This window comes from Novosphingobium sp. PY1 (genome assembly GCF_017312445.1).
Lineage (GTDB): Bacteria > Pseudomonadota > Alphaproteobacteria > Sphingomonadales > Sphingomonadaceae > Novosphingobium.
Window position 1 is genome coordinate 303979 of sequence record NZ_BLTI01000001.1, and the last position, 18455, is coordinate 322433.

15 protein-coding genes are annotated in these 18455 nt (G+C 62.8%); 9 read left to right on the forward strand and 6 right to left on the reverse strand.

Going from position 1 to position 18455, the window contains the following annotated elements; all coding sequences use genetic code 11:
* Nucleotides 1-96 precede the first annotated feature (96 nt).
* Complete coding sequence (locus tag J3474_RS01425) at nucleotides 97-1461, reverse strand: calcium-binding protein (RefSeq protein ID WP_242528127.1); 1365 nt, start codon at nucleotides 1459-1461, stop codon at nucleotides 97-99.
* A gap of 225 nt (nucleotides 1462-1686) precedes the next feature.
* On the opposite strand from J3474_RS01425, the gene J3474_RS01430 reads away from it, so the two are divergent.
* The 9 genes from J3474_RS01430 (at nucleotide 1687) to J3474_RS01470 (ending at nucleotide 12569) form a co-directional block, all read left to right on the forward strand.
* Entirely contained in the window at nucleotides 1687-2571 is an 885-nt protein-coding gene (locus tag J3474_RS01430) for a proline dehydrogenase family protein (protein ID WP_242528128.1), read from the forward strand.
* Nucleotides 2572-2768: 197 nt separating this feature from the next.
* The gene (locus tag J3474_RS01435) at nucleotides 2769-4466 is read left to right on the forward strand and encodes a hypothetical protein (protein ID WP_242528129.1); all 1698 of its coding nucleotides are present in this window, start codon (nucleotides 2769-2771) and stop codon (nucleotides 4464-4466) included.
* A 4-nt stretch (nucleotides 4467-4470) separates the two neighbouring features.
* Nucleotides 4471-5739 (forward strand): glycosyltransferase family 4 protein, encoded by a 1269-nt coding sequence (locus J3474_RS01440; RefSeq protein WP_207092852.1) that lies wholly within the window; start codon nucleotides 4471-4473, stop codon nucleotides 5737-5739.
* Nucleotides 5740-6038: 299 nt separating this feature from the next.
* Nucleotides 6039-6995: a glycosyltransferase family A protein gene (locus tag J3474_RS01445; protein ID WP_207092853.1), complete on the forward strand. Its 957-nt coding sequence runs from the start codon at nucleotides 6039-6041 to the stop codon at nucleotides 6993-6995.
* Complete coding sequence (gene rfbF, locus J3474_RS01450; protein ID WP_274378217.1) at nucleotides 6992-7873, forward strand: glucose-1-phosphate cytidylyltransferase; 882 nt, start codon at nucleotides 6992-6994, stop codon at nucleotides 7871-7873. The genes J3474_RS01445 and rfbF overlap by 4 nt, the downstream gene beginning before the upstream one ends.
* Entirely contained in the window at nucleotides 7797-8852 is a 1056-nt protein-coding gene (locus J3474_RS01455) for an NAD(P)-dependent oxidoreductase (RefSeq protein ID WP_207092854.1), read from the forward strand. The genes rfbF and J3474_RS01455 overlap by 77 nt, the downstream gene beginning before the upstream one ends.
* 10 nt (nucleotides 8853-8862) lie before the next feature.
* Nucleotides 8863-10128, forward strand: coding sequence for a class I SAM-dependent methyltransferase (locus J3474_RS01460; RefSeq protein ID WP_013832343.1), 1266 nt, complete (start codon nucleotides 8863-8865; stop codon nucleotides 10126-10128).
* Nucleotides 10125-11354, forward strand: coding sequence for a class I SAM-dependent methyltransferase (locus tag J3474_RS01465; RefSeq protein ID WP_207092855.1), 1230 nt, complete (start codon nucleotides 10125-10127; stop codon nucleotides 11352-11354). The genes J3474_RS01460 and J3474_RS01465 overlap by 4 nt, the downstream gene beginning before the upstream one ends.
* A gap of 60 nt (nucleotides 11355-11414) precedes the next feature.
* Nucleotides 11415-12569: a glycosyltransferase family 8 protein gene (locus J3474_RS01470; RefSeq protein WP_207092856.1), complete on the forward strand. Its 1155-nt coding sequence runs from the start codon at nucleotides 11415-11417 to the stop codon at nucleotides 12567-12569.
* 15 nt (nucleotides 12570-12584) lie between these two features.
* Here J3474_RS01470 and J3474_RS01475 read toward each other — a convergent pair whose 3' ends face one another.
* The 5 genes from J3474_RS01475 to J3474_RS01495 form a co-directional block, all read right to left on the reverse strand.
* Nucleotides 12585-12899, reverse strand: a complete 315-nt coding sequence (locus tag J3474_RS01475; protein ID WP_007013597.1) for a hypothetical protein — start codon at nucleotides 12897-12899, stop codon at nucleotides 12585-12587.
* A gap of 65 nt (nucleotides 12900-12964) precedes the next feature.
* Nucleotides 12965-14476: a lipopolysaccharide biosynthesis protein gene (locus J3474_RS01480; protein WP_207092857.1), complete on the reverse strand. Its 1512-nt coding sequence runs from the start codon at nucleotides 14474-14476 to the stop codon at nucleotides 12965-12967.
* A 75-nt stretch (nucleotides 14477-14551) separates the two neighbouring features.
* Nucleotides 14552-15469, reverse strand: a complete 918-nt coding sequence (locus tag J3474_RS01485) for a glycosyltransferase family 2 protein (RefSeq protein WP_207092858.1) — start codon at nucleotides 15467-15469, stop codon at nucleotides 14552-14554.
* 258 nt (nucleotides 15470-15727) lie between these two features.
* A complete protein-coding gene (locus J3474_RS01490; RefSeq protein ID WP_207092859.1) occupies nucleotides 15728-16816 on the reverse strand; it encodes a GNAT family N-acetyltransferase in 1089 nt (362 codons plus the stop codon).
* A gap of 64 nt (nucleotides 16817-16880) precedes the next feature.
* Nucleotides 16881-18341, reverse strand: coding sequence for a hypothetical protein (locus J3474_RS01495; RefSeq protein ID WP_041558791.1), 1461 nt, complete (start codon nucleotides 18339-18341; stop codon nucleotides 16881-16883).
* Nucleotides 18342-18455: the final 114 nt, after the last annotated feature.

The following is an 18455-nucleotide window of genomic DNA, read 5'->3' on the forward strand; positions in this document are numbered from 1 at the left end:
AACCCGTCCCCCCGCTCTTTCAGGTCCCGCGGCCCAGCGTCCCGAAGGTCAATCAGACCGCGGGGCGCTGGGTCGCCCGATTCTGCAAGGAGCCTGCTACCCCTTCTGGAGATAGATGAGGATCGGGTAGTTCGGCACCGCGACGCTGATGTTGCGTCCACCCCGAACCTTGATCTTTACGGTCGTATCCTCCAGCGGGTCGAAAGCGACGGCCTTGATCTTCCCGCTGCCGAACCATGAAACCAGATCCACCTGCTTCGTAGGCATCTGGGCCGGACCCGCGTAAGTCTGGTCCCAGCGCCAGAACGGAGCCCGGCTCCACAGCGCAACGATCAGGCTGCCATCTTCGCGCTGGAGCGGAAGTATGCCGATCGATCCGTCCGCCGTCTTCAGCCTGGCCCCGATCGGGCCTTCGTTCCTGTCGGAGCGGGTCTTGGCCAGGAACCCGGTCAGGCGGTGAAGCGCCTTTGCCGCGGCCTTGGGCCGATGTTCGAAAGTGAAGAGGCCGAAGTGAAATTCCGGCTCCGTTCCCTTGGGATCGCGCTTCTCGTCCAGCAGTTCATAGATGTAGCTACGCCTGATGCCGCTCTCGGCGCCCTCGAAATAGGCGGTGAGGACCAGCTTGGCCTGGGCGACTTCATCGATGCCGAGCTGCGTGTAGTTGGCCCAGTACGGCTTGCCCTCGGGCCAGCCTTCGGGAAGCGTGAAATTGCCGAATTCGGTATTGGCGCGCGGTGCCTTTGCTGCCTTGCCGGTGTATTTGTCGAACGCGCTTCGAATCGCCGGTCCGGGCTGCTGCGCATTGTTGCTATAGGCATGGACATTCGCCCAGTCCGCCATTCCCGACAGGTCCGAAACCGCTTCTCCGCCCGTGAAATAGAGCACGGGCAGGTGCGAAAGGTCGGCATGCGCCTTGACCTTGGCATAGAGATCGCGCTGCGCCGCGCGCCCCGCTTCGTCCTTGTGCAGGCCGCGATAGCTGACGGGCCAGTTGTTGATCTCGTTGAAGCCCTCGATACTCACGACCGCTCCGGGGACCTGGGCCATGAGGTTTGCCGCGAAATCGACGTTCCGGTCCATCTGGTCCGCCGTCGCGATCAGGTTGAAGCGCAGGCCTTCGGAGGCGAGGCGGGCATAGTCGGAGAGCGGTACGGTGTCGCCGCCGTCGTGGGTCCGCACGTGGACCAGTCCCAGATAGCGCATGTCGTCGCGAACCCGGTCGAGCCGGGCATAGGCGCCGTCGGTGAAGTTGAGGTGGACATTGACCCCCATGGAGTCGACGAATTGCGCTTCGGTGATTGCGCCTTCGGTCACGTCGGCCTGCTTGTGGCTTGCGCCTTCAAGCGCCGGGCCGTGGCAGGCAATCACCGCCACCAGTGACAGGATCGAGTATCCGAACGGTTTCATCGCAGCGTCGCCGACAGGAAAGGGATGGAGGCGCCTGAAGACCAGGCGGGCCACTGCCTGCAGTTTGCACGCCGCACCGGCGACTGCAAGGCAAGCTGCCGCGCAAGAGTATAGACCGGGCCCCTGCGAACTACTCTTCCGGGTTAAATGCCAATGGACGATACCGGCACCCGCGCATGTCCGACTATTGTCAGGGCATAGGGGAAGTCTCGCGAAGTCACGCCGAAATCCTGAAAGGGTCGTCGTGAAACGATTGAGAAAATGCATTTGCGGGGAACGATGCGCGAAGCTCTCAAGTCCATTCTCGGTCCGGTTCTGAAGCGGGCAACCAGCAAGTACGTGGCCGGCGAAACTCTGGAAGATGCTGCCGACCTGGCCTTGCGTGCCGGCCAGCAGAACCTGCGCTGCACCTTGTGTTACTGGAACGACGGAACCGAAGACCCCGAAATTGTCGTGCGCGAATATTCGAGGATCCTCTCGCTGGTCGGCGAGGGTCGCATCAATGGCGCGCTCGCCGCCAAACTGCCCGCGCTCAAGGAGCGGGAGGACTTGGTCGAACAAGTCGTCGCGCAGGCCCGCAAGGTCGGTGCTCCGGTCATATTCGATGCCCACGCGCCGCCGCAGACGGACGACACGCTCAAGGCTCTCGAGCGCTATCCGCGCGAGGGTGTCGGCCTTGCCATTCCCGGTCGCTGGAAGCGCAGTCTGCGCGATGCCGACCGTGCTATCGAGCTGGGCGTGCGCGTGCGGGTGGTCAAGGGCGAGTGGATCGATCCCGACCATCCCGGTATCGACTTGCGCGAAGGGTATCTCGGCATCATCAGGCGTCTTGCCGGAAAGGCCGCCTTCGTGGGCGTCGCCACCCACGATGCGCCGCTTGCGCGAGAGGCCATGCGCATCCTTGCCGAGGCGGGAACGCCGTTCGAGCAGGAGTTCGTCTATCCGCTGCCTATCGAGGCTGCCCTGTGCGAAGGCGCGCCTTACGGGGCCGGGGCACGGCTGTACATTCCCTATGGCGAAGCCTGGCTGCCCTATTCGCTCAAGCGCGCGATCAAGAGCCCGAAGACGCTTTACTGGCTGGGCCGTGACCTGATCGGCGGCAGGAACTTCGTGCTGCCGTCGCTGGACCCGGCGCAGATGCCCGCAACGCCGGTCGCGAACTGACCGGTCCAGTCTCGGGCGAGGGATTCCGAACAATCCGAATGGATTAGCGCTGCTGCCCGTTTCGTGCGCGCAGCCCATTGTAGCTACCGCCTAATAGGGCATGGGAAGCATCGCGGTCGCGACCTATCGTTAGGTATCAGGCGCTGTCGGGGTGGGCCCCGATTGCCTTTCGACGCGCCCCCACACGCAGCCGGTTGATGAGGATGCAAGCTCTGCGCATTGCGATCGTTCTGCCAACGCCCGATCGGCCCGCCGGATGGTGCACGCGTCTGGTGGAGCAGATCGAGGCCGAGCCGCGTTTCGACCTGCGGGCCCTCATCGCCTGTCCTTCGGGCATGGAGCTATCATCGGGTACCGGCCTGATCCGCACATGGTACGCGTTCGAACGCAGGGTCGTGGGCAAGCTGCAGGGCTCAGACCCTCTCGATGGGGCTGACCGGCCTGGCAAATTCCCGATCCTTGCCAGTGACGATCACCTTGCGATTGTGGGCATGGACCTCGACGTGATCGTCGATCTGTCAGGCCGGGCCGTCGGGATCTTTCCGTCAGAGGCTGCACGGCTGGGGATCTGGTACCCCGATTTCCTGCGGCGCCCTGCCGGGACTACGGCGATGGCCGCGATTCTCGCGCGTGATCCGGTCATAGCGATTTCGCTACTGCGCGGCGCTGCGGACAAGGAGGAGACCACGATCGCGACGGGGCGGCTCAACACCAAGTTCTTGGCCACGCGCAACGAGGACTTCATGCTCGAAAAGGCGGTGCCGCTGATCGTCAACGCCTTGAAGCGGGCGCATCAGTCGCAAGCATCCGAACTGCCTTCCTTGCCCAGGTCCGCAGAGCCGCTGCAGCCGGGAGGAGCTGGTCTTTGTACCTATCTGGCTCGTCTTGGGGGTGACGGGGTGGCCAAAGTGGTTGAGAAAGTCGGTGAGAAGCTGGGCGCACGCCCGGGCATGTTCTTTCTCAAGTCCTACGCCGCAGCGTGGTCCGAGTTCGATCCCGCGAGGGCAACGCCGCATGTCTCGGCGAGGAACAGCTATTTCGCGGATCCCTTCCTGTGGGAGCGGGCGGGGGCGCTGTACTGCTTCTTCGAGGAGTTCGACTACCGCACCGGGCGCGGGCACATCAGCGTGGGGCGTTTCGAGGACGGACAGCTCACCGACATTCAGGTCGCGCTGCGCCGGGATTACCACCTGTCATTTCCCCATCTCTTCGAGCACGAGGGCGAGCTCTACATGATGCCCGAATGCTGCGAGGTTCGGCGGCTCGAAGTTTGGAAGTGTCGCGCGTTTCCGCATGACTGGGAACTGCACGCCACTGCGCTGGAGGGCGTTGTGGCGGCCGATTCGACGCTGAACCTGATCGACGGCAACTGGTGGCTTTTCACCAATATCTCCGACGACGCTTTTCTCGACATGAACACGCAGTTGCACATCTTCCGCGCCGACGGGCCCGATCTTGCGAAGCTGGAACCCCACGCCCTCAATCCCGTCGTCGTCGACGCGCGCGAGGCACGCAATGCCGGGCGTATCCTGGATCTGGACGGCAGGCTCTATCGCCCCGCGCAGGACAATTCGCACGGCACGTACGGCTACGGCGTGCGGCTTATGGAAATCGAGGACCTGTCCCTCGACAACTACCGGGAAAGCCTCGCCTATGCGATCGAGCCGGATTTCGAGCCCGGCATAACCGGCTGCCATCACTTCGACGTGCGGGCCGGGAGGGTAGTGATGGACGTGCGCAGGCGCGTCGGCGGCTTTGCTGGCCTTGCGCGCGGCCGTTCGGCCTCACGATCTGCGACAGGCGCCGTACCGCGCGTGGGCACGGCCGAGGGCAAGGTGTCTGCGGCGCTCGGCATGCGGTCGGCCCGCTCGCAATATCTCAGGGGGAGCGAATGACCCGATGACTGCGATCGATCAAGTGGTCGTCATCAACGACTTTGCCTCTGCATCGCGCGGAGGCGCAACCGTTATCGCGCTGGAGGCGGTCAGGCTCTATCGCCGGCTGGGATACCCGGTAACCTATATCTGCGGCGATGCGCCGACATCGCGGCTGAGCGACATGGGCGTGACGCAGGTGACCTTGGGATCGGACGCATTGCTCGACCTCCCGGCGCGCCGTGCGCTGATGCAGGGGCTGCACAATCCCGCTGCCGAGCGCATGGTTGCCGATTGGATCCGCGACAACGATACCCATGGCACGGTCTATCACCTGAACAACTGGTCGCAGATCCTGTCCCCTTCCATCTTCCGCGCACTGCGCGAGGTGGAGGACCGGCTGATCGTGACCTGTCACGACTTCTTCAACATCTGTCCCAATGGCGGATTTAGCCATTTCCCGAGCGCTACGCCGTGCCAGCACCGCTCGCTCTCGGCGCAATGCCTCGCGAGCCAGTGCGACCGGATCAGCAGCGCGCGCAAGTATTGGCGCGCATTGCGGCACATGCGTTTGAACAGTGTTGCGCGTTTTGCCGAAAATCGCGCGACCTTCACTTTCCTGCATGACCGGATGCTGGAGAAATTCGCCAGCAGTGGATTTCGGGCCCCGAACAGGGTCGCGATCCCCAATCCCGCGCAGGCCTGGACCGAGCAGCGGGTGGCGGCGGAGCGCAACGAGGGCTTTCTCTTCGTCGGCCGGCTTGGCCACGACAAGGGCGCCGACCTTGCGATCAAGGCGGCCGTTGCTGCCGGGCAAAAGATCACCCTGATCGGCAGCGGCCAACTCGGGACCACAGAAGCGCGCAAGAGCAAGTACGCGCGTGTCATCGGCTGGCAGGACCGGGAAGGCATCGCCGAAATAGCCAGGCAATGCCGCGCGATCATCGTACCGAGCAGGGTCACCGAACCTTTCGGGCTCGTGATTCTCGAGGCGGCGATGAGCGGGCTTCCGGTCATTCTGGCATCGCATGCCTACCTCGCCGACGATGCGGTCCGGCTGGGCTTTGCCAGGACCTTCAACATCGATCGCTTCGACAAGCTGGCGAACCTGATGGGAGAGCTGGCGACCGACGACGAACTGGTCGAAAGCATGAGCCGGGCGGGCTTTGCAGATGCCCATTCGCTCTGTCACACGCCCGACAGCTGGATCGGCGCGTTCATCGATATCTTCGAGGAAAAGTTGCAACAGTCAGGGCGCGTGCGCGAACCGGCCCTGCGGCAATCCTTTGCGTGATCGCACGATCTGCCGCAGGGCGCTCCTCGCGGGGCGTTTCCGCAGCTTGCAAAGCGCTGCACTTGGATTTCTGGGCTGCCGCACGTCTCCAGGTAAATCACGCAATCGCAACGATTTTCCGATCCCTTTGCCCCTTTGGGCTAGGGTTCTGCTCCTTCGGTCTAACCACAGTGCGTGATTCCTGCCCCAGACCTAACATGCCAATATGAGTCGTGAATTGGATGCGATTTCCGGTCCTGAAGTTCAACTTTGCTTGAGGGCGTCGTTTCCGTTTTATTTTATTCCGATTTGGTGAAAGCATGACTGATAGAGCTGAAAAAGTAACATTATCTCTGCCAGTATTTAATGGTTCAGATTACATAGCCGACGCTATAGAATCTATTCTCGGTCAGACGCTCACCGATTTCAGGTTGTACGTTACAGACAACGCCTCCCATGACGACACACCGGATATTGTCTCGTCCTACGCCCGCAAGGACAGCCGCGTCGTTCTGGTGAGGAATAAGGAAAACATCGGCGCCGCCGCGAACTACAACTTGGGTTTCACCTACCGGGCCGGGAAGTACTTCAAGTGGTGCGCGCACGACGATCGCCTCAGCCCCAACTATCTCGAAGCCTGCGTGGATGCACTGGAAGCGCGCGCCGACGTAGGCCTGGCTTACGGCAGGACCCTGCAGATCAGCCCCAAGGACGAGATTTTCGAGATTCCGGAATACGAGACGCCCTCGATCGACAATGACGATCCGGCGCAGCGCTTCAGGCAGACGATAGCCCTGTCGAAGACCTGCTTCCCGATCTTCGGGGTGTTTCGGCCCGAGCTGCTGGAGCGTTCGATGCTTCATCGCTCCTACTACGGATCGGACCGCGCGTTGCTGGCCGAAATGGCAATCCTGGGCAAGTTCCTGCTGGTCGAGGATGCGGTGTTCTACAACCGCGAACACGAAGAACGCTCGATCAACATCGACGACAAGCTGCAGCGCAGTCTCTGGCAGACAGGGCGCAAGAGCCGCAGCGCCGCGGCCGAGCACATCCAGCTGGCGTCCCATCTGTTCCGGATCGCATCGCGGCACGGCGATGTCGTGGCGCCCTATCGGCTCTGGGCGGGCCTGATCCGCCGCAGCCTGACGCCGGTGGAACTGGGCCGTTATTCGCTGGAACTGGCCGGCATGATCTCGCCGAAGATGGCCGCATTCCTCAAGCGCAATTTCGCCGGGCAGATCGGCCCCCGCCAGCTCAAACAGGTGGTGTTCAAATGACTATGCATGATTTCTCCAAGGTGAGAGTAGGCATCCTGGCCGGCGGCCTGGGTTCGCGACTGTCGGAAGAGACCGAAACCCGGCCCAAGCCGATGGTCGAGATCGGCGGCATGCCGATGCTCTGGCACATCATGATGATCTACAGCCACTATGGCTTCAACGACTTTAGCGTTGCGCTGGGCTACAAGGGCGAATTCATCAAGCGCTGGTTCCACGAGCATTTCTCGGTCTCCGGATCGGTCTCGTTGAGCACGCGGACTGGTGAACTGGTGCGCCATTCGCCCGACTGCGCGCCCAACTGGAACGTCGATCTCGTTGAAACCGGCATGAAGGCCGGCACCGGCGGACGCATCAAGAAGCTGGCGCCCTGGCTGGGCGACAACACGATGATGGTCACATGGGGCGACGGCGTGGCCGATATCGACATTCCCAAGCTGCTGGCGTTCCACAAGTCGCACGGCAAGCTCGCCACGCTGACCGCGGTCCGCCCGCCGGCACGCTACGGCCACCTCGAATTCGACGGCGACAGGATCACCTGCTTTGCCGAGAAGCCGCAGCTTGGCGAAGGCTGGATCAACGGCGCGTTCTTCGTGCTGGAGCCGGGCGTGATGGATTACATCGACAGCGAGGAGGAGATGTTCGAGCAGAACCCGCTCTCCCGTCTGGCGCAGGACGGCCAGCTCATGGCCTACCGCCACACCTCGTTCTGGCAGTGCATGGATACCATGCGTGAAAAGCAGATTCTCAACGATTACTGGATGTCGGGCCAGGCGCCCTGGAAACTCTGGAGGGATACGGTTCATGAAAGTCCTGCTGACTGGGCATCTGGGGTACATCGGGACAGTGCTGGCTCCCCGCTTGCTAGAGCGAGCGCATGAAGTAGTCGGTCTCGACAGCGATCTCTTCGCCGAGTGCACCTTTTCAGGTGCGATTCCGAACATCGCCTCGATCGGTCAGGACGTTCGCAGCTTCGTTCTCGAACCCGATGCCATCGACCGGCTGCGCGGTTTCGACGCGGTCATTCACCTTGCCGGATTGTCGAACGATCCGCTTGGCGACTATCGCCCCGGACTGACGCAGGAAATCAATACCGGGGCCTCGGTGGACCTCGCACGCCTTGCCAAGGCGGCAGGAGTTTCGCGCTTCGTCTATGCCTCGTCCTGTTCCAATTACGGGGCCTCGGACGACAATTTCATCACCGAGGACGGCGCGCTAAATCCGGTAACGCCCTATGGCGTGTCGAAGGTGGAATCGGAGAAGGGCATCCTCGCTCTTGCCGACGAAACCTTCAGCCCCACCTTCCTGCGCGCTTCGACGGCCTATGGGCTCTCGCCCAGGTTGCGTTTCGACCTCGTGGTCAACAACCTGACGGCGTGGGCGACGACGACCGGCGATGTCCATCTCAAGAGCGACGGATCGCCGTGGCGGCCCATCGTCCATGTAGAGGACATTGCGCTCGCCTACATCGCCTCGGTCGAAGCCCCGCGCGAAGACGTCCACTGCGAGGTGTTCAACGTCGGGCAGACGAGCGAGAACTACCAGATCCGCGAGATTGCCGAGATCGTGCGCGATGTCGTGCCGGGATCGAAGATCGCTTTCGCCGACGATGCCAGCCCGGACCTGCGCAATTACCGCGTGGACTGCAATTACATCGCGCGCCGGCTCCACGCCTTCAAGCCGCAATGGACCTGCCGGCGCGGCGTCGAGCAGCTGTTCGCGGCCTTCACGTCCAGCGGGTTGACCGTCGAGCAGTTCGAAGGGCCGCGCTTCAAGCGTATCGCGCACATCCAGCAGCGTATCCGTGAAGGGTCGCTCAACGAAGACCTCTTCCCGGTCCAACAGTTTGCCGTAGCCTGAGGGGGACTACATGAACCAGATTCTCCTGCATCAACCCGGCGTTGCATCGCAGACCGAAACCGCCTGCCGCTGTTGCGGCGGCCAGTCGCTCCATCCGTTTCTCGACCTCGGCTTCACGCCGCTGGCCGACCGGCTGATCCGGCCCGAGGATGGCGATACGCCCGAGCTGACCTTCCCGCTCGTGGTCGCGTTCTGCCCCGATTGTGCGCTGGTCCAGATCCTGGAAACGGTCGCGCCCGAAATCCTTTTCGCAGACGCTTATCCCTACTACTCGTCCTTCTCGCCGGCGCTGCTCGAGCATTCGCGCGCGAACGTCCTGCAGCGGCTGGACGAGCGGGAACTCGGTCCATCGAGCCTGGTCGTGGAACTGGCCAGCAATGACGGCTACCTGCTCAAGAACTATGTCGAGCACGGCGTGCCGGTCTGCGGCATCGATCCGGCCGACGGTCCCGCCGCCGCCGCCCGCAAGGTGGGCGTCCCAACGCTCTGCGACTTCTTCACCGAGGAATTCGCAAGCAAGTTCGTGGGCGAGCACGGCAAGGCCGACATCGTCCACGCCAACAACGTGCTGGCCCACGTGGCGGATACCAACGGCTTCGTCGCCGGCATCCGCAACCTGCTCAAGCCCAATGGCGTGGCCGTGATCGAGATGCCCTATCTGCTGCGACTGATCGAGCATGTCGAATTCGACACGATCTATCACGAACACTTGTGCTATTTCTCGGTCACGGCGCTGGACAACCTGTTCCGGCGGCACGGGCTGTTCCTCAACCGGGTCGAGGAACTGGCGATCCACGGCGGCTCGCTGCGCATCTTCGTCGAACCCTTCGAGGCTACCGGCGAGAGCGTCGAAAAGCTCATGGCCCACGAAAAGGCCATCGGGCTCGATACGCTGGACTTTTTCGCCGAGTTTTCGGCGCGGGTGGATACCCTCAAGGAAAAGCTGCTCGGCCTCGTCTACAAGTTGAAAGGTGAAGGCCACTCGATCGCCGCCTACGGCGCGGCGGCCAAAGGCGCGACGATGCTCAATTACTGCGGCCTCGACACCCGTCAGCTCGATTTCGTGGTGGACCGCAATGTGAACAAGCAGGGCATGCTGATGCCCGGCGCACACCTGCCCATTCTGGCGCCCGAGGAACTGGTCGCCCGCAAGCCCGATTTCGTGCTCATGCTGGCCTGGAATTTCGCGGACGAGATCCTCGCCCAGCAGCAGGAATACCGCGATGCCGGCGGCCGCTTCATTGTCCCCGTCCCCGAACCGAGGATTGTCGAATGAACCTGGTCGATCCAGCCCTTTCGGCGCGGACCCAAGACGCGCTCGCGCGTGAAGGGACGCCGGTGGCTTGCCCCAGTTGCGCGGCGGCTCAGACGCAGCTGTTTTACAAGGTGGAGAACGTCCCGACGAACTCCTGCATCCTGTTCGCAACGCGCGAGGAAGCGCTTGGGTGTCTGCGCGGTGAAGTTGCGCTGCATTTCTGCAGCAACTGCGGCTTCATATTCAATGCGAGCTTCGACCAGTTCCTAACCGAATACTCGGGACGCTACGAGGAGACGCAAGGGTTCTCTCCGACGTTTTCGCGCTTCCACCGCAATCTTGCGGCGGAACTGATCGAGCGGCACGGCTTGCGTGGGCGCGAGGTCATGGAGATCGGCTGCGGCAAGGGCGAATTCCTCGTCCTGCTCTCGCAACTGGGGGAAAATTCCGGCGTCGGAGTCGATCCCGGCGCGCTGCCGGAACGGCTTGAAGGCGTCGAGGGCGCCGAGCGGGTGACCTTGATCCCGGAATACTTCCGGCCCGATCACTGCGCCAGCGAGCCGGACTTCCTGTGCTGCAAGATGACCCTGGAGCACATCCCGGACACGGCGAGCTTCATTTCGACGATCCGGGCCGGACTGACCGAGGACAAGGGCACCGTCGTCTTCTTCCAGGTGCCCGAGACCTACCGCATCCTGGAGCATTGCGCGTTCGAGGACATTTATCACGAGCATTGCTCGTACTTCACCGAGACTTCGCTGCGCCGCCTGTTCGAGGACTGCGACTTCGCGGTTTCGCGTACTGCCATCGAATACGACGACCAGTACCTGACGATCGAGGCCACGGCTTCGGGCAAGCAGGAAGGCGATGACGGATGCTCGCTGGCGGATCTCGCGCAGCTTGTCGCCAGCTTCCCCGAGCGGGTGGCGGCCCACAAGGCGCACTGGCGAGACAGGGTCAAGGCCGCCGCGGCGGAAGGCAAGTCGGTGGTGCTGTGGGGGTCGGGCTCCAAGGCGGTGTCGTTCCTGACCTCGCTCGATCTCGACGAGGAAGTGACATGCGTCACGGACATCAATCCCAACCGTCACGGTCACTTCATGCCCGGCACCGGCCATCCGATCGTCGCGCCGGAGGAACTGGCCAAGATCAAGCCGGGCCTGATCGTGATCATGAACAGGATCTACAAGGACGAAATCGAGGACTACGTCAGCAGCCTCGGCATATCGTGCGAGGTGACTTTCCTCTGAAAATCCGTATTCGGCGCGCCGGTTCGTGCGTCTCAGGTTCAAGTCGTGGAATTTGGCATTATGAAGACTTCAATTACAACGGCCTCCGATCGCGGGTATCTGCCCGCGGCTTGTTGCCAATTGAAGTCGGTATTGGACCATCTTCCGCCGGGGTGTGACGTCGAGCTCAATCTGGTGTGCTGCGACGTCGACGAAGCGGAACTCGAGGCCGCGCGCAAGTTCTTCGCGGCGAGACAGATGAGCGTGCGGATCTTCGCATCGAAAGAGGTCGAGCAGGCGATACGGCCGATCAATACCCGTTGGCCGCGTGCCGCCTATCTGCGCCTGTATTTCGACCGGATCTTCGGTTCGGACATCGAACGACTGATCTATTTCGATGCGGACACGCGGATCATGACTTCGCTCGCTCCGCTGCTGTCGCTCGATCTCAAGGGCAGGATCGCCGGCGCTGTGCACGATTTCGTCTATTACCTGACCGGCAATATTCGCCGTCGGCGCAAGGACCTGTTCCTTGCCGACGATGCGCCTTACCTGCAGTCCGGCGTCATGGTCTTCGACTGGCCGCGCATGCTGTCGGAAGGGGTGCTTGACCGGGCCCGCCAGTTCCTCGTCGATCACCCGGAAAGCTGCCAGGAAGCCCCGGACCAGGATGCGCTAAACTTTGCGCTGGAGGGGCAGTGGCTGCCCCTCGATCCGCGCTGGAACCTGCACGAGACTTATCTGGAGTTCGGCGGCGCGCTGACACCCAATCTGGAACACTATACCTCGACCAAGCCGTGGTCGAAGCGGCGGCCCGCGCGCTGGCAGGATGCTGCGCGCTGGTACCGCAGCGAGCTGGCGGACACGGTCTGGGCCGATTTCATTCCCGAACAGTCGAGCGTCGACAGGCTCAATGCCCGGATCGACTTTCTCAAGTTCCGCTACAATCCGAAGATTCGCGATGCCCTTGCGGTTCATGCGCCTTTCGTCCTCGATGCGCTGCACGTGCCGCGCCAGCGGACCGACGAAGAGGAACTGCCCTGGGCGCCGCGCAACAGCAAGGACGTTGAGGACATGGCGATGGCTCTCGTCGCCGAAGCGCGGGGCGAGCGTGGAGAGATCCGTCCGCCCGAAGCGGTTCTCGATGGATACGGCAGCGGTTCGCCGATCGGTCTGAACGGCTTCCATGCACGGCCCAATACGCCATCGCCTTCCGGTGCTGCTTATTCCCGGTAATCCGGCCAAGCGCGCCTAGAGGAGAATCTCGGCCCAACGTGACAGTGGGGGCGGGCCTTCGATCAGCCACTTGATGGCGACGATGCCGATGGTTGCGGAAACGCCGCTCACAAGAATTGCGAACTTGCCCGAGCGCACTTTCAGCGTCCTGTGGACGATGATCTGAAAGGTGATGGCGATGATCCAGAAGGCGGCGATCTGCAGCCGGCTCTCGATGTGTCGCAGGTGCAGGCGCGTGAACATGCCCGCGATCAGAAAGCCGAACGAGGAAGCGAGCAGCAGGCAGAAATAGTTGGCTCGGGTCAGACGTCGCAAGGTTGCCTCAATCATCCACGGTTCGCGCGCAGTGGCGCACCGCACCTGAATTCGTCATGTACATCGGCGCGTCCCCGTCCTCAGGGGACGACCGGCCCGGAATTCGGTTGCGCGGTGGGCATCTGCCAGACGGCCGCGCCCGGGCGCCGGACGAGCTGAACGATCTCGCGCACGGGGCCGTCCGGGCGGCCCATCACCAGCCAGCTGGCTGCCACCGCGACGACATAGACTGCGCCGCCGGCGCAGATCTCGATGGCCAGCTGGACGAGGTTGCTGGCCTGCAGCGGCGAAAGCGCGCCATGCACGAAGTATGTGCCGACAGCCATGGCCCCGAGCCCCACGAGAGTGACCGAATGGGATGCGGCCTGCGCGGCGACGGTCACGCCGGTCAGCATCCGGGCGACGATCAGTTCGAAGACCATAGAGATGAACTCGCACACGCATCGGCCCAGCGCCGCGCCGATCATGCCGCCAAGCAGGAAGCCGATCACCACCAGGGGGACCTTGAGCACCAGGACGAGGGCCTGCTGCACGAACAGGATCTTCGTCCTGCCGAGCGCCATGGCCACCGGCTGCAGACCGGTGCTGAACAGGCTGATGGTGTAGAAGACCGCACTGATCTGGACGAACGGTACTGCCGCGATCCATTGCGGCCCCAGTGCCACTTTTACGGCCGGTTCCGCCACGAGTGCGAGGCCGATGCCGAGCGGTGCGGTGATCATGGCCAGGGTGGACTGTGCGCGCAGGCAGGCATTGCGCAGCCGGTTGAGGTCTCCGTTGAGGTTGGCGAGGCCCGGAAACAGCGCCATGCGGATCGGCTGGACCATCTCGCGCGCGGGCACGACGGCAAGGCTGTCCGCCATGGCATAGATGCCCAATTGCGCCCTCGGGACCAGCGCGCCGATGATCAGCTGGTCGACCCGCCAGTTGAGCGTTTCGCAAAGCTGCTTGAAGAACATCCAGCCCGAGAAGGACCAGATCTCCCGAAGGTGAACCAGCGAAAAGCGAGGGCGATAGGGCACCAGCGCGTAAGTGAGGACAGTGGCGACGAGGGCACCGATGGCGTTGCCCGCGATGATCGCCCAATAGGACTGGAGCAGGATGGCCAGGCCAATGGCCACGCCCAGGCTCATCAGCTTGAGACTGAGCTGCGAAATGGCGAGGGGCCAGAAACGCATTTCCTTGGTGACGACGGTCACCATCGGGTTCTGGAGGCCCATCAGGGCGCCGGTCAGTCCGGAGACCAGCAGGACCGGGATCAGGCCCGGAACCGAATAGACGAGCGACAACGGCCAGGCGAGCAGCACGAAGAAGACGCAAAGGGCAAGCGATCGCAGCAGCGCCATCGTCCATGCCGTGTCGACATGGCTCGCATTGATCTTGTCCTTGCGGATCAGGGCATTCGACAGTGAGAGTTCGGTGCAGGACTGGACGACGCTGAGCACCGAGCTGGCGATAGCGACTATGCCGAAGTCTTCGGGCGTCAGCAGATGCGCCAGCACGACAAGGGCGACCGCGCCCAGCAGGTTGCCGGTCAGGCGCGCGCTGCCGAGCGAGATGACCCCGTGCATCATGCCGAGCCTGAGGTTCATGATCCTATCCCGACTGCCGGGTTGCGCGTGCCCGGCGTGAAAGTGGTGCGGGGCCCGCCGCGATCACACGAGTCTTCAAAGTGAGACGATCTTGCGCGGATCCAGCTTTCCGCGCAGGAAATCGGCAATCGCCAGCAGGTTGCCGGCCAACCGGCCGCGCCGGTCGATGTGCGGTTCGGGAGAGATGCTGTGCACCAGGTTGGCCGAGATGTTTTTCAGTAGCTGGCGCCAGCCGATATCGGGCTGCATCGTTCCCTTGCGATAGAGGTAGATCACGTTGGCGACCTGCGAATAGCCCAGGCGCTTGCCCGGCTGCCTTCCGCCACGGTCGCCGAGGTGAATGCCGGTGATCTCCGGGCCGGAAATCAGCTTGCCGCGCTTGCCGAGTTGATACGTCAGGTCGACGTCTTCCAGCCAGCCGTAGAGCGGCAGGTTTTCGTCGAAGCGCAAGTCGCCCAGCACGGCGAGACGCATCGCCATGTTGCAGCCATAAAGCGCCTGTCGCGGTAGATGCTCCGTCTGCGGGGGGCGCTCACCATCGATTTCGAGGCGGCGCACTGCCACGTCGAAGGGAATGGGCTCGTGCGAGACGCCGTCGTCAACCAGCATCCCGGTCAACCCGGCAATTTCCGGATCGGCGACCATGAGGGCTTCGGTCGCAGCGAGGTAATCGTTGGCCGGGACGAAATCGTCATCGAAGAAGATCACGACGTCTGCTTCGTCCTTGATCATCTCGATGCCAGAATTGCGCTGGCAGCACGTGCCGCGGGGACCGACAATCACCCGCGTGTTCGCGGAGACATTGTCGAGACCGGCTATGTCCGCGGGACAAGTGCCGATGACGACGATACCGTCCGCTGGTCGGGTCTGGTTTTCGAGATGCTTGAGCAGCTTGCGCACGGAATCGGGCCGGCCATAAGTGGCGATGATGACATGAATCCGAAGCGGGGAGCTGCAATTCTGTCTAGCGATGTTGAGGTTGGCAGCTGTCATAAACCTACGTCACCATTACAATTTATGCCGATCGGCTGGCTTGAGGGTACCCGGTATTCGGTCTTCGCGGTCCTTCGAATGCCGATCCTTTTGCGCTTGTGGTTCACTAAACTCTTGCCGATTTCAGGCACTTGAGCGACCTCGTAATCGCGGTAACCCGCCTTAGTCACGGTCCGGGCGGGCCGTGCGAAGGGTGAATAATTCGGCCTACCCCGAAATCGGCCGGTGAATATGGACATTGCCTCATCGGCTGGTCTCCTATCCGGCCTGTTCGGGCAGCGTGACACCTGAAATCAACCGGGCGACGGCACGGCGCGGGACGGTGCGGTACTGGCCCAGCGGTAGTCGTTCGGCGAGACCCACCAGTGCCTGCGTGCCCTGGCGCAGGGTGGCTGCCATGCTGCGGGCCCGGCAGATCGATCCCTCGCACAAGTCGACCCGGTGGTCGGCGAAGTGGAGCTTGAAGTCCTCGTCGCCCTTGCCGAAATCGATCAGGGTCACGCCGTGTTCGTTGGCCGTCATCGCGCACTGGTTGATGAGGTTGATCCCCGGACCCAGCTTGTAGAGCGCAAGGTCGTAAGACGGGAACCACCAGTGCAGCACGCCTTTTGCACGGATGCCGAAGTGGGCGGCGATCAGGCGGTCGCCTGCGTGCAGTGTGCTCATGACGCCGGCGAAGTCGGGCTCGTCTACGGTCCTGAGCCTGTCGAGGACATCGCCGACCCAGCCGCTGCCCAGCATGGCCCTGAGACCCATGCGTGCGTACTGGGCGTTCTTCATCTCGACGTGCCGTTCGTGAACGGCCTCGGAAGGATCGTGGAAGGCGAAGCGCAGCGGGCCGATCTCCGTCTCGGTCTTGCGTTGGCGGCGGCGGACTTCGCGCTGCGCCTTGGTCCAGCGCGAATCCTTGCGCGCGACGTAGGCATCGTAGCCATCCGACAGATCCATACGAGGCGAGTAGGAGAACGTATGCGCGCCTTCTGCCAGCGTCGAGAACGCGGTCGGCAGGTGGTTGTAATCGTAGGCAGAAAGGCCCGCGGCGCGCAGAAGGGCGGGGCCGGTGACGCTTATCCCGGGCGCCAGGATCGGGCCGTGATAATCGTTGATGTGTCCGCCGACCGGCTTGGCGACATCACCGCGTGTCAGGTGGAAGGGAAAGAAGCCGACCACATTGCCGCCCCGTTCCAGTACTGCGACGCGTGCATCCGGTCGCGCCGCGGCCACCGCCAAGGTGAACTGAGGGCGATAGAAGGGGCTCTGGTAAAGAGGATTGGCGTCGCAAAGCCAGCTCCAGCAGGCGAGAAGATCGCGGTCGAGCTGCGACGGCGGGAGAACTTTTGCCTTCATGCAGCCCTCTCCCGGACGGAAGTGGGTAGCCGGTTCGGGCAGCGGCGAAGAGGTGGGGATCGGGTCATGGGTGGTCCAGTGCCGTGCGCTTGCGCGCTCCGGTCCTTGCCATTTGCGAAGAATCGCGGTCGGAATCGCGGTCGGCCTGCGCTGTCTCGCGGCCCGGCCGCAGGGCCAGCGCAGCGCCTGACAGGATGGAGAAGATCGCCACCGGATTGGCGAGCGGCGAGGCGATGGCTGCCGGAATGAGGCTGAATACCGCCGCGCTGGCGAAGGCACCGCCCAGCGTCTGCGACGAATCGGCGCCGATGCCCCAGCTGGAGCGACGGGAAGGTTGGAAGATCGTCAGCAGGTACATGACGAAGGAGACGATGCCGATAACCCCCATGGCTCCGATGATTGCGGTCAGCATGCTGGATGAGCGGAAGCTGCCCGGGCCGATGCCAAGTCCGAAGGAATCGATGAGGCCGTGGATCCCCTGCATGGCCCAGAACAGGCGCTGCTGACCGGAATCGGTAGAGGATTTCGCCACGGTCATTTCCAGCACGAGGTTCCAGATCGCCGTCGCCACTTCAGGGATCAGCGCCATCAGGATCGCAACCAGGAACACGATCATGAACCCGACGAGCGCAAGGCGCTGGATCTTTCCCTGCGGCGCGAGATGGGGGAAGGCGAGGGCGCGCACCAGAAAGATCAGGGCATAACCGGCAAGCGCGACATAAGCAGTTGACGAGGTGCTGATCACCAGCATGACGGTCAGGATCGTTGCCAGCAGGCCCGTCTGCCGGGGGCGGATCGAGCGGTACCAAAGCTCGGCATTGACTACGAGGGCGATGAAGCAAGAGCCCGCGTAGGACGAGGCTTCGGGCAGAAGACCGCGTATGCGCACGAAACCGTCGACTTCGACGTTCATCTGCACATAGTCGCCGTTGCGGAAGATCGCGAGGGCATCCTCCAGGGGCGTTCCGCGTGCCAACAGATCGAGCAGGCCGGTGATGATGAAGAACCAGCCGCTCCAGATCGCGGTGTCGATGAGGACCTTCTTCGATCCACGTGCCTGGCAGAAGATGTAGGCGGCAATGGCTAGCAGCAGCGTTCCGACAAGGTAGGTGGCTGCAGTCAGGTTCTGGGAAGTCGGGCCGAGGGGAATGACGTCGAACAGGCCCGACCCCGGTATCGGGCGCATTGGGTAGACCTCGATCGCACCGCCGAACAGGCGCGGGCCGATGTACGCGTTGGCGATGCCGTAGAAGCAGAACAGCACGAGCCAGGCATTCGCACGCACGGCGTCGGGAAAGTAACCGTAGAGGCCGCCTTTTGGCGCAACGATACGCAGGTAGACGAATAGCAGGGCGAACTGGACGGGCGGGATCGAGGACCCACCGAGCGAGGGCAGGAGGATCGCCGCCGATCCGTCGAACAGGCCGCTCAGAATGAGGAAGATGAAAGCGCTGCCGGGGGTGCCGAAAAGCACAATCGCTCCGCCGACCACTATCTGGATCAATCCGATGAAGGTGAGTTCCAAAGAGAATTCCCCATGATCCCGCGCCGTTCGGCAGCCATGCGATTGGACGAAGAGGGCCTTGCCCAATCTGTACGCACTGGTCCGAAGCCTGTCTGGACCTCGTTAGGCACGTTG

Excerpts from the sequence above, each read along its gene's own strand:
- J3474_RS01430 (WP_242528128.1), top strand. The coding sequence starts at position 1,687 with ATGCGCGAAGCTCTCAAGTCCATTCTCGGTCCGGTTCTGAAGCGGGCA.
- J3474_RS01435 (WP_242528129.1), top strand. The coding sequence starts at position 2,769 with ATGAGGATGCAAGCTCTGCGCATTGCGATCGTTCTGCCAACGCCCGAT.
- J3474_RS01440 (WP_207092852.1), top strand. The coding sequence starts at position 4,471 with ATGACTGCGATCGATCAAGTGGTCGTCATCAACGACTTTGCCTCTGCA.
- J3474_RS01445 (WP_207092853.1), top strand. The coding sequence starts at position 6,039 with ATGACTGATAGAGCTGAAAAAGTAACATTATCTCTGCCAGTATTTAAT.
- rfbF (WP_274378217.1), top strand. The coding sequence starts at position 6,992 with ATGACTATGCATGATTTCTCCAAGGTGAGAGTAGGCATCCTGGCCGGC.
- J3474_RS01455 (WP_207092854.1), top strand. The coding sequence starts at position 7,797 with ATGAAAGTCCTGCTGACTGGGCATCTGGGGTACATCGGGACAGTGCTG.
- J3474_RS01460 (WP_013832343.1), top strand. The coding sequence starts at position 8,863 with ATGAACCAGATTCTCCTGCATCAACCCGGCGTTGCATCGCAGACCGAA.
- J3474_RS01465 (WP_207092855.1), top strand. The coding sequence starts at position 10,125 with ATGAACCTGGTCGATCCAGCCCTTTCGGCGCGGACCCAAGACGCGCTC.
- J3474_RS01470 (WP_207092856.1), top strand. The coding sequence starts at position 11,415 with ATGAAGACTTCAATTACAACGGCCTCCGATCGCGGGTATCTGCCCGCG.
- J3474_RS01475 (WP_007013597.1), bottom strand. The coding sequence starts at position 12,899 with ATGATTGAGGCAACCTTGCGACGTCTGACCCGAGCCAACTATTTCTGC.
- J3474_RS01480 (WP_207092857.1), bottom strand. The coding sequence starts at position 14,476 with ATGAACCTCAGGCTCGGCATGATGCACGGGGTCATCTCGCTCGGCAGC.
- J3474_RS01485 (WP_207092858.1), bottom strand. The coding sequence starts at position 15,469 with ATGACAGCTGCCAACCTCAACATCGCTAGACAGAATTGCAGCTCCCCG.
- J3474_RS01490 (WP_207092859.1), bottom strand. The coding sequence starts at position 16,816 with ATGAAGGCAAAAGTTCTCCCGCCGTCGCAGCTCGACCGCGATCTTCTC.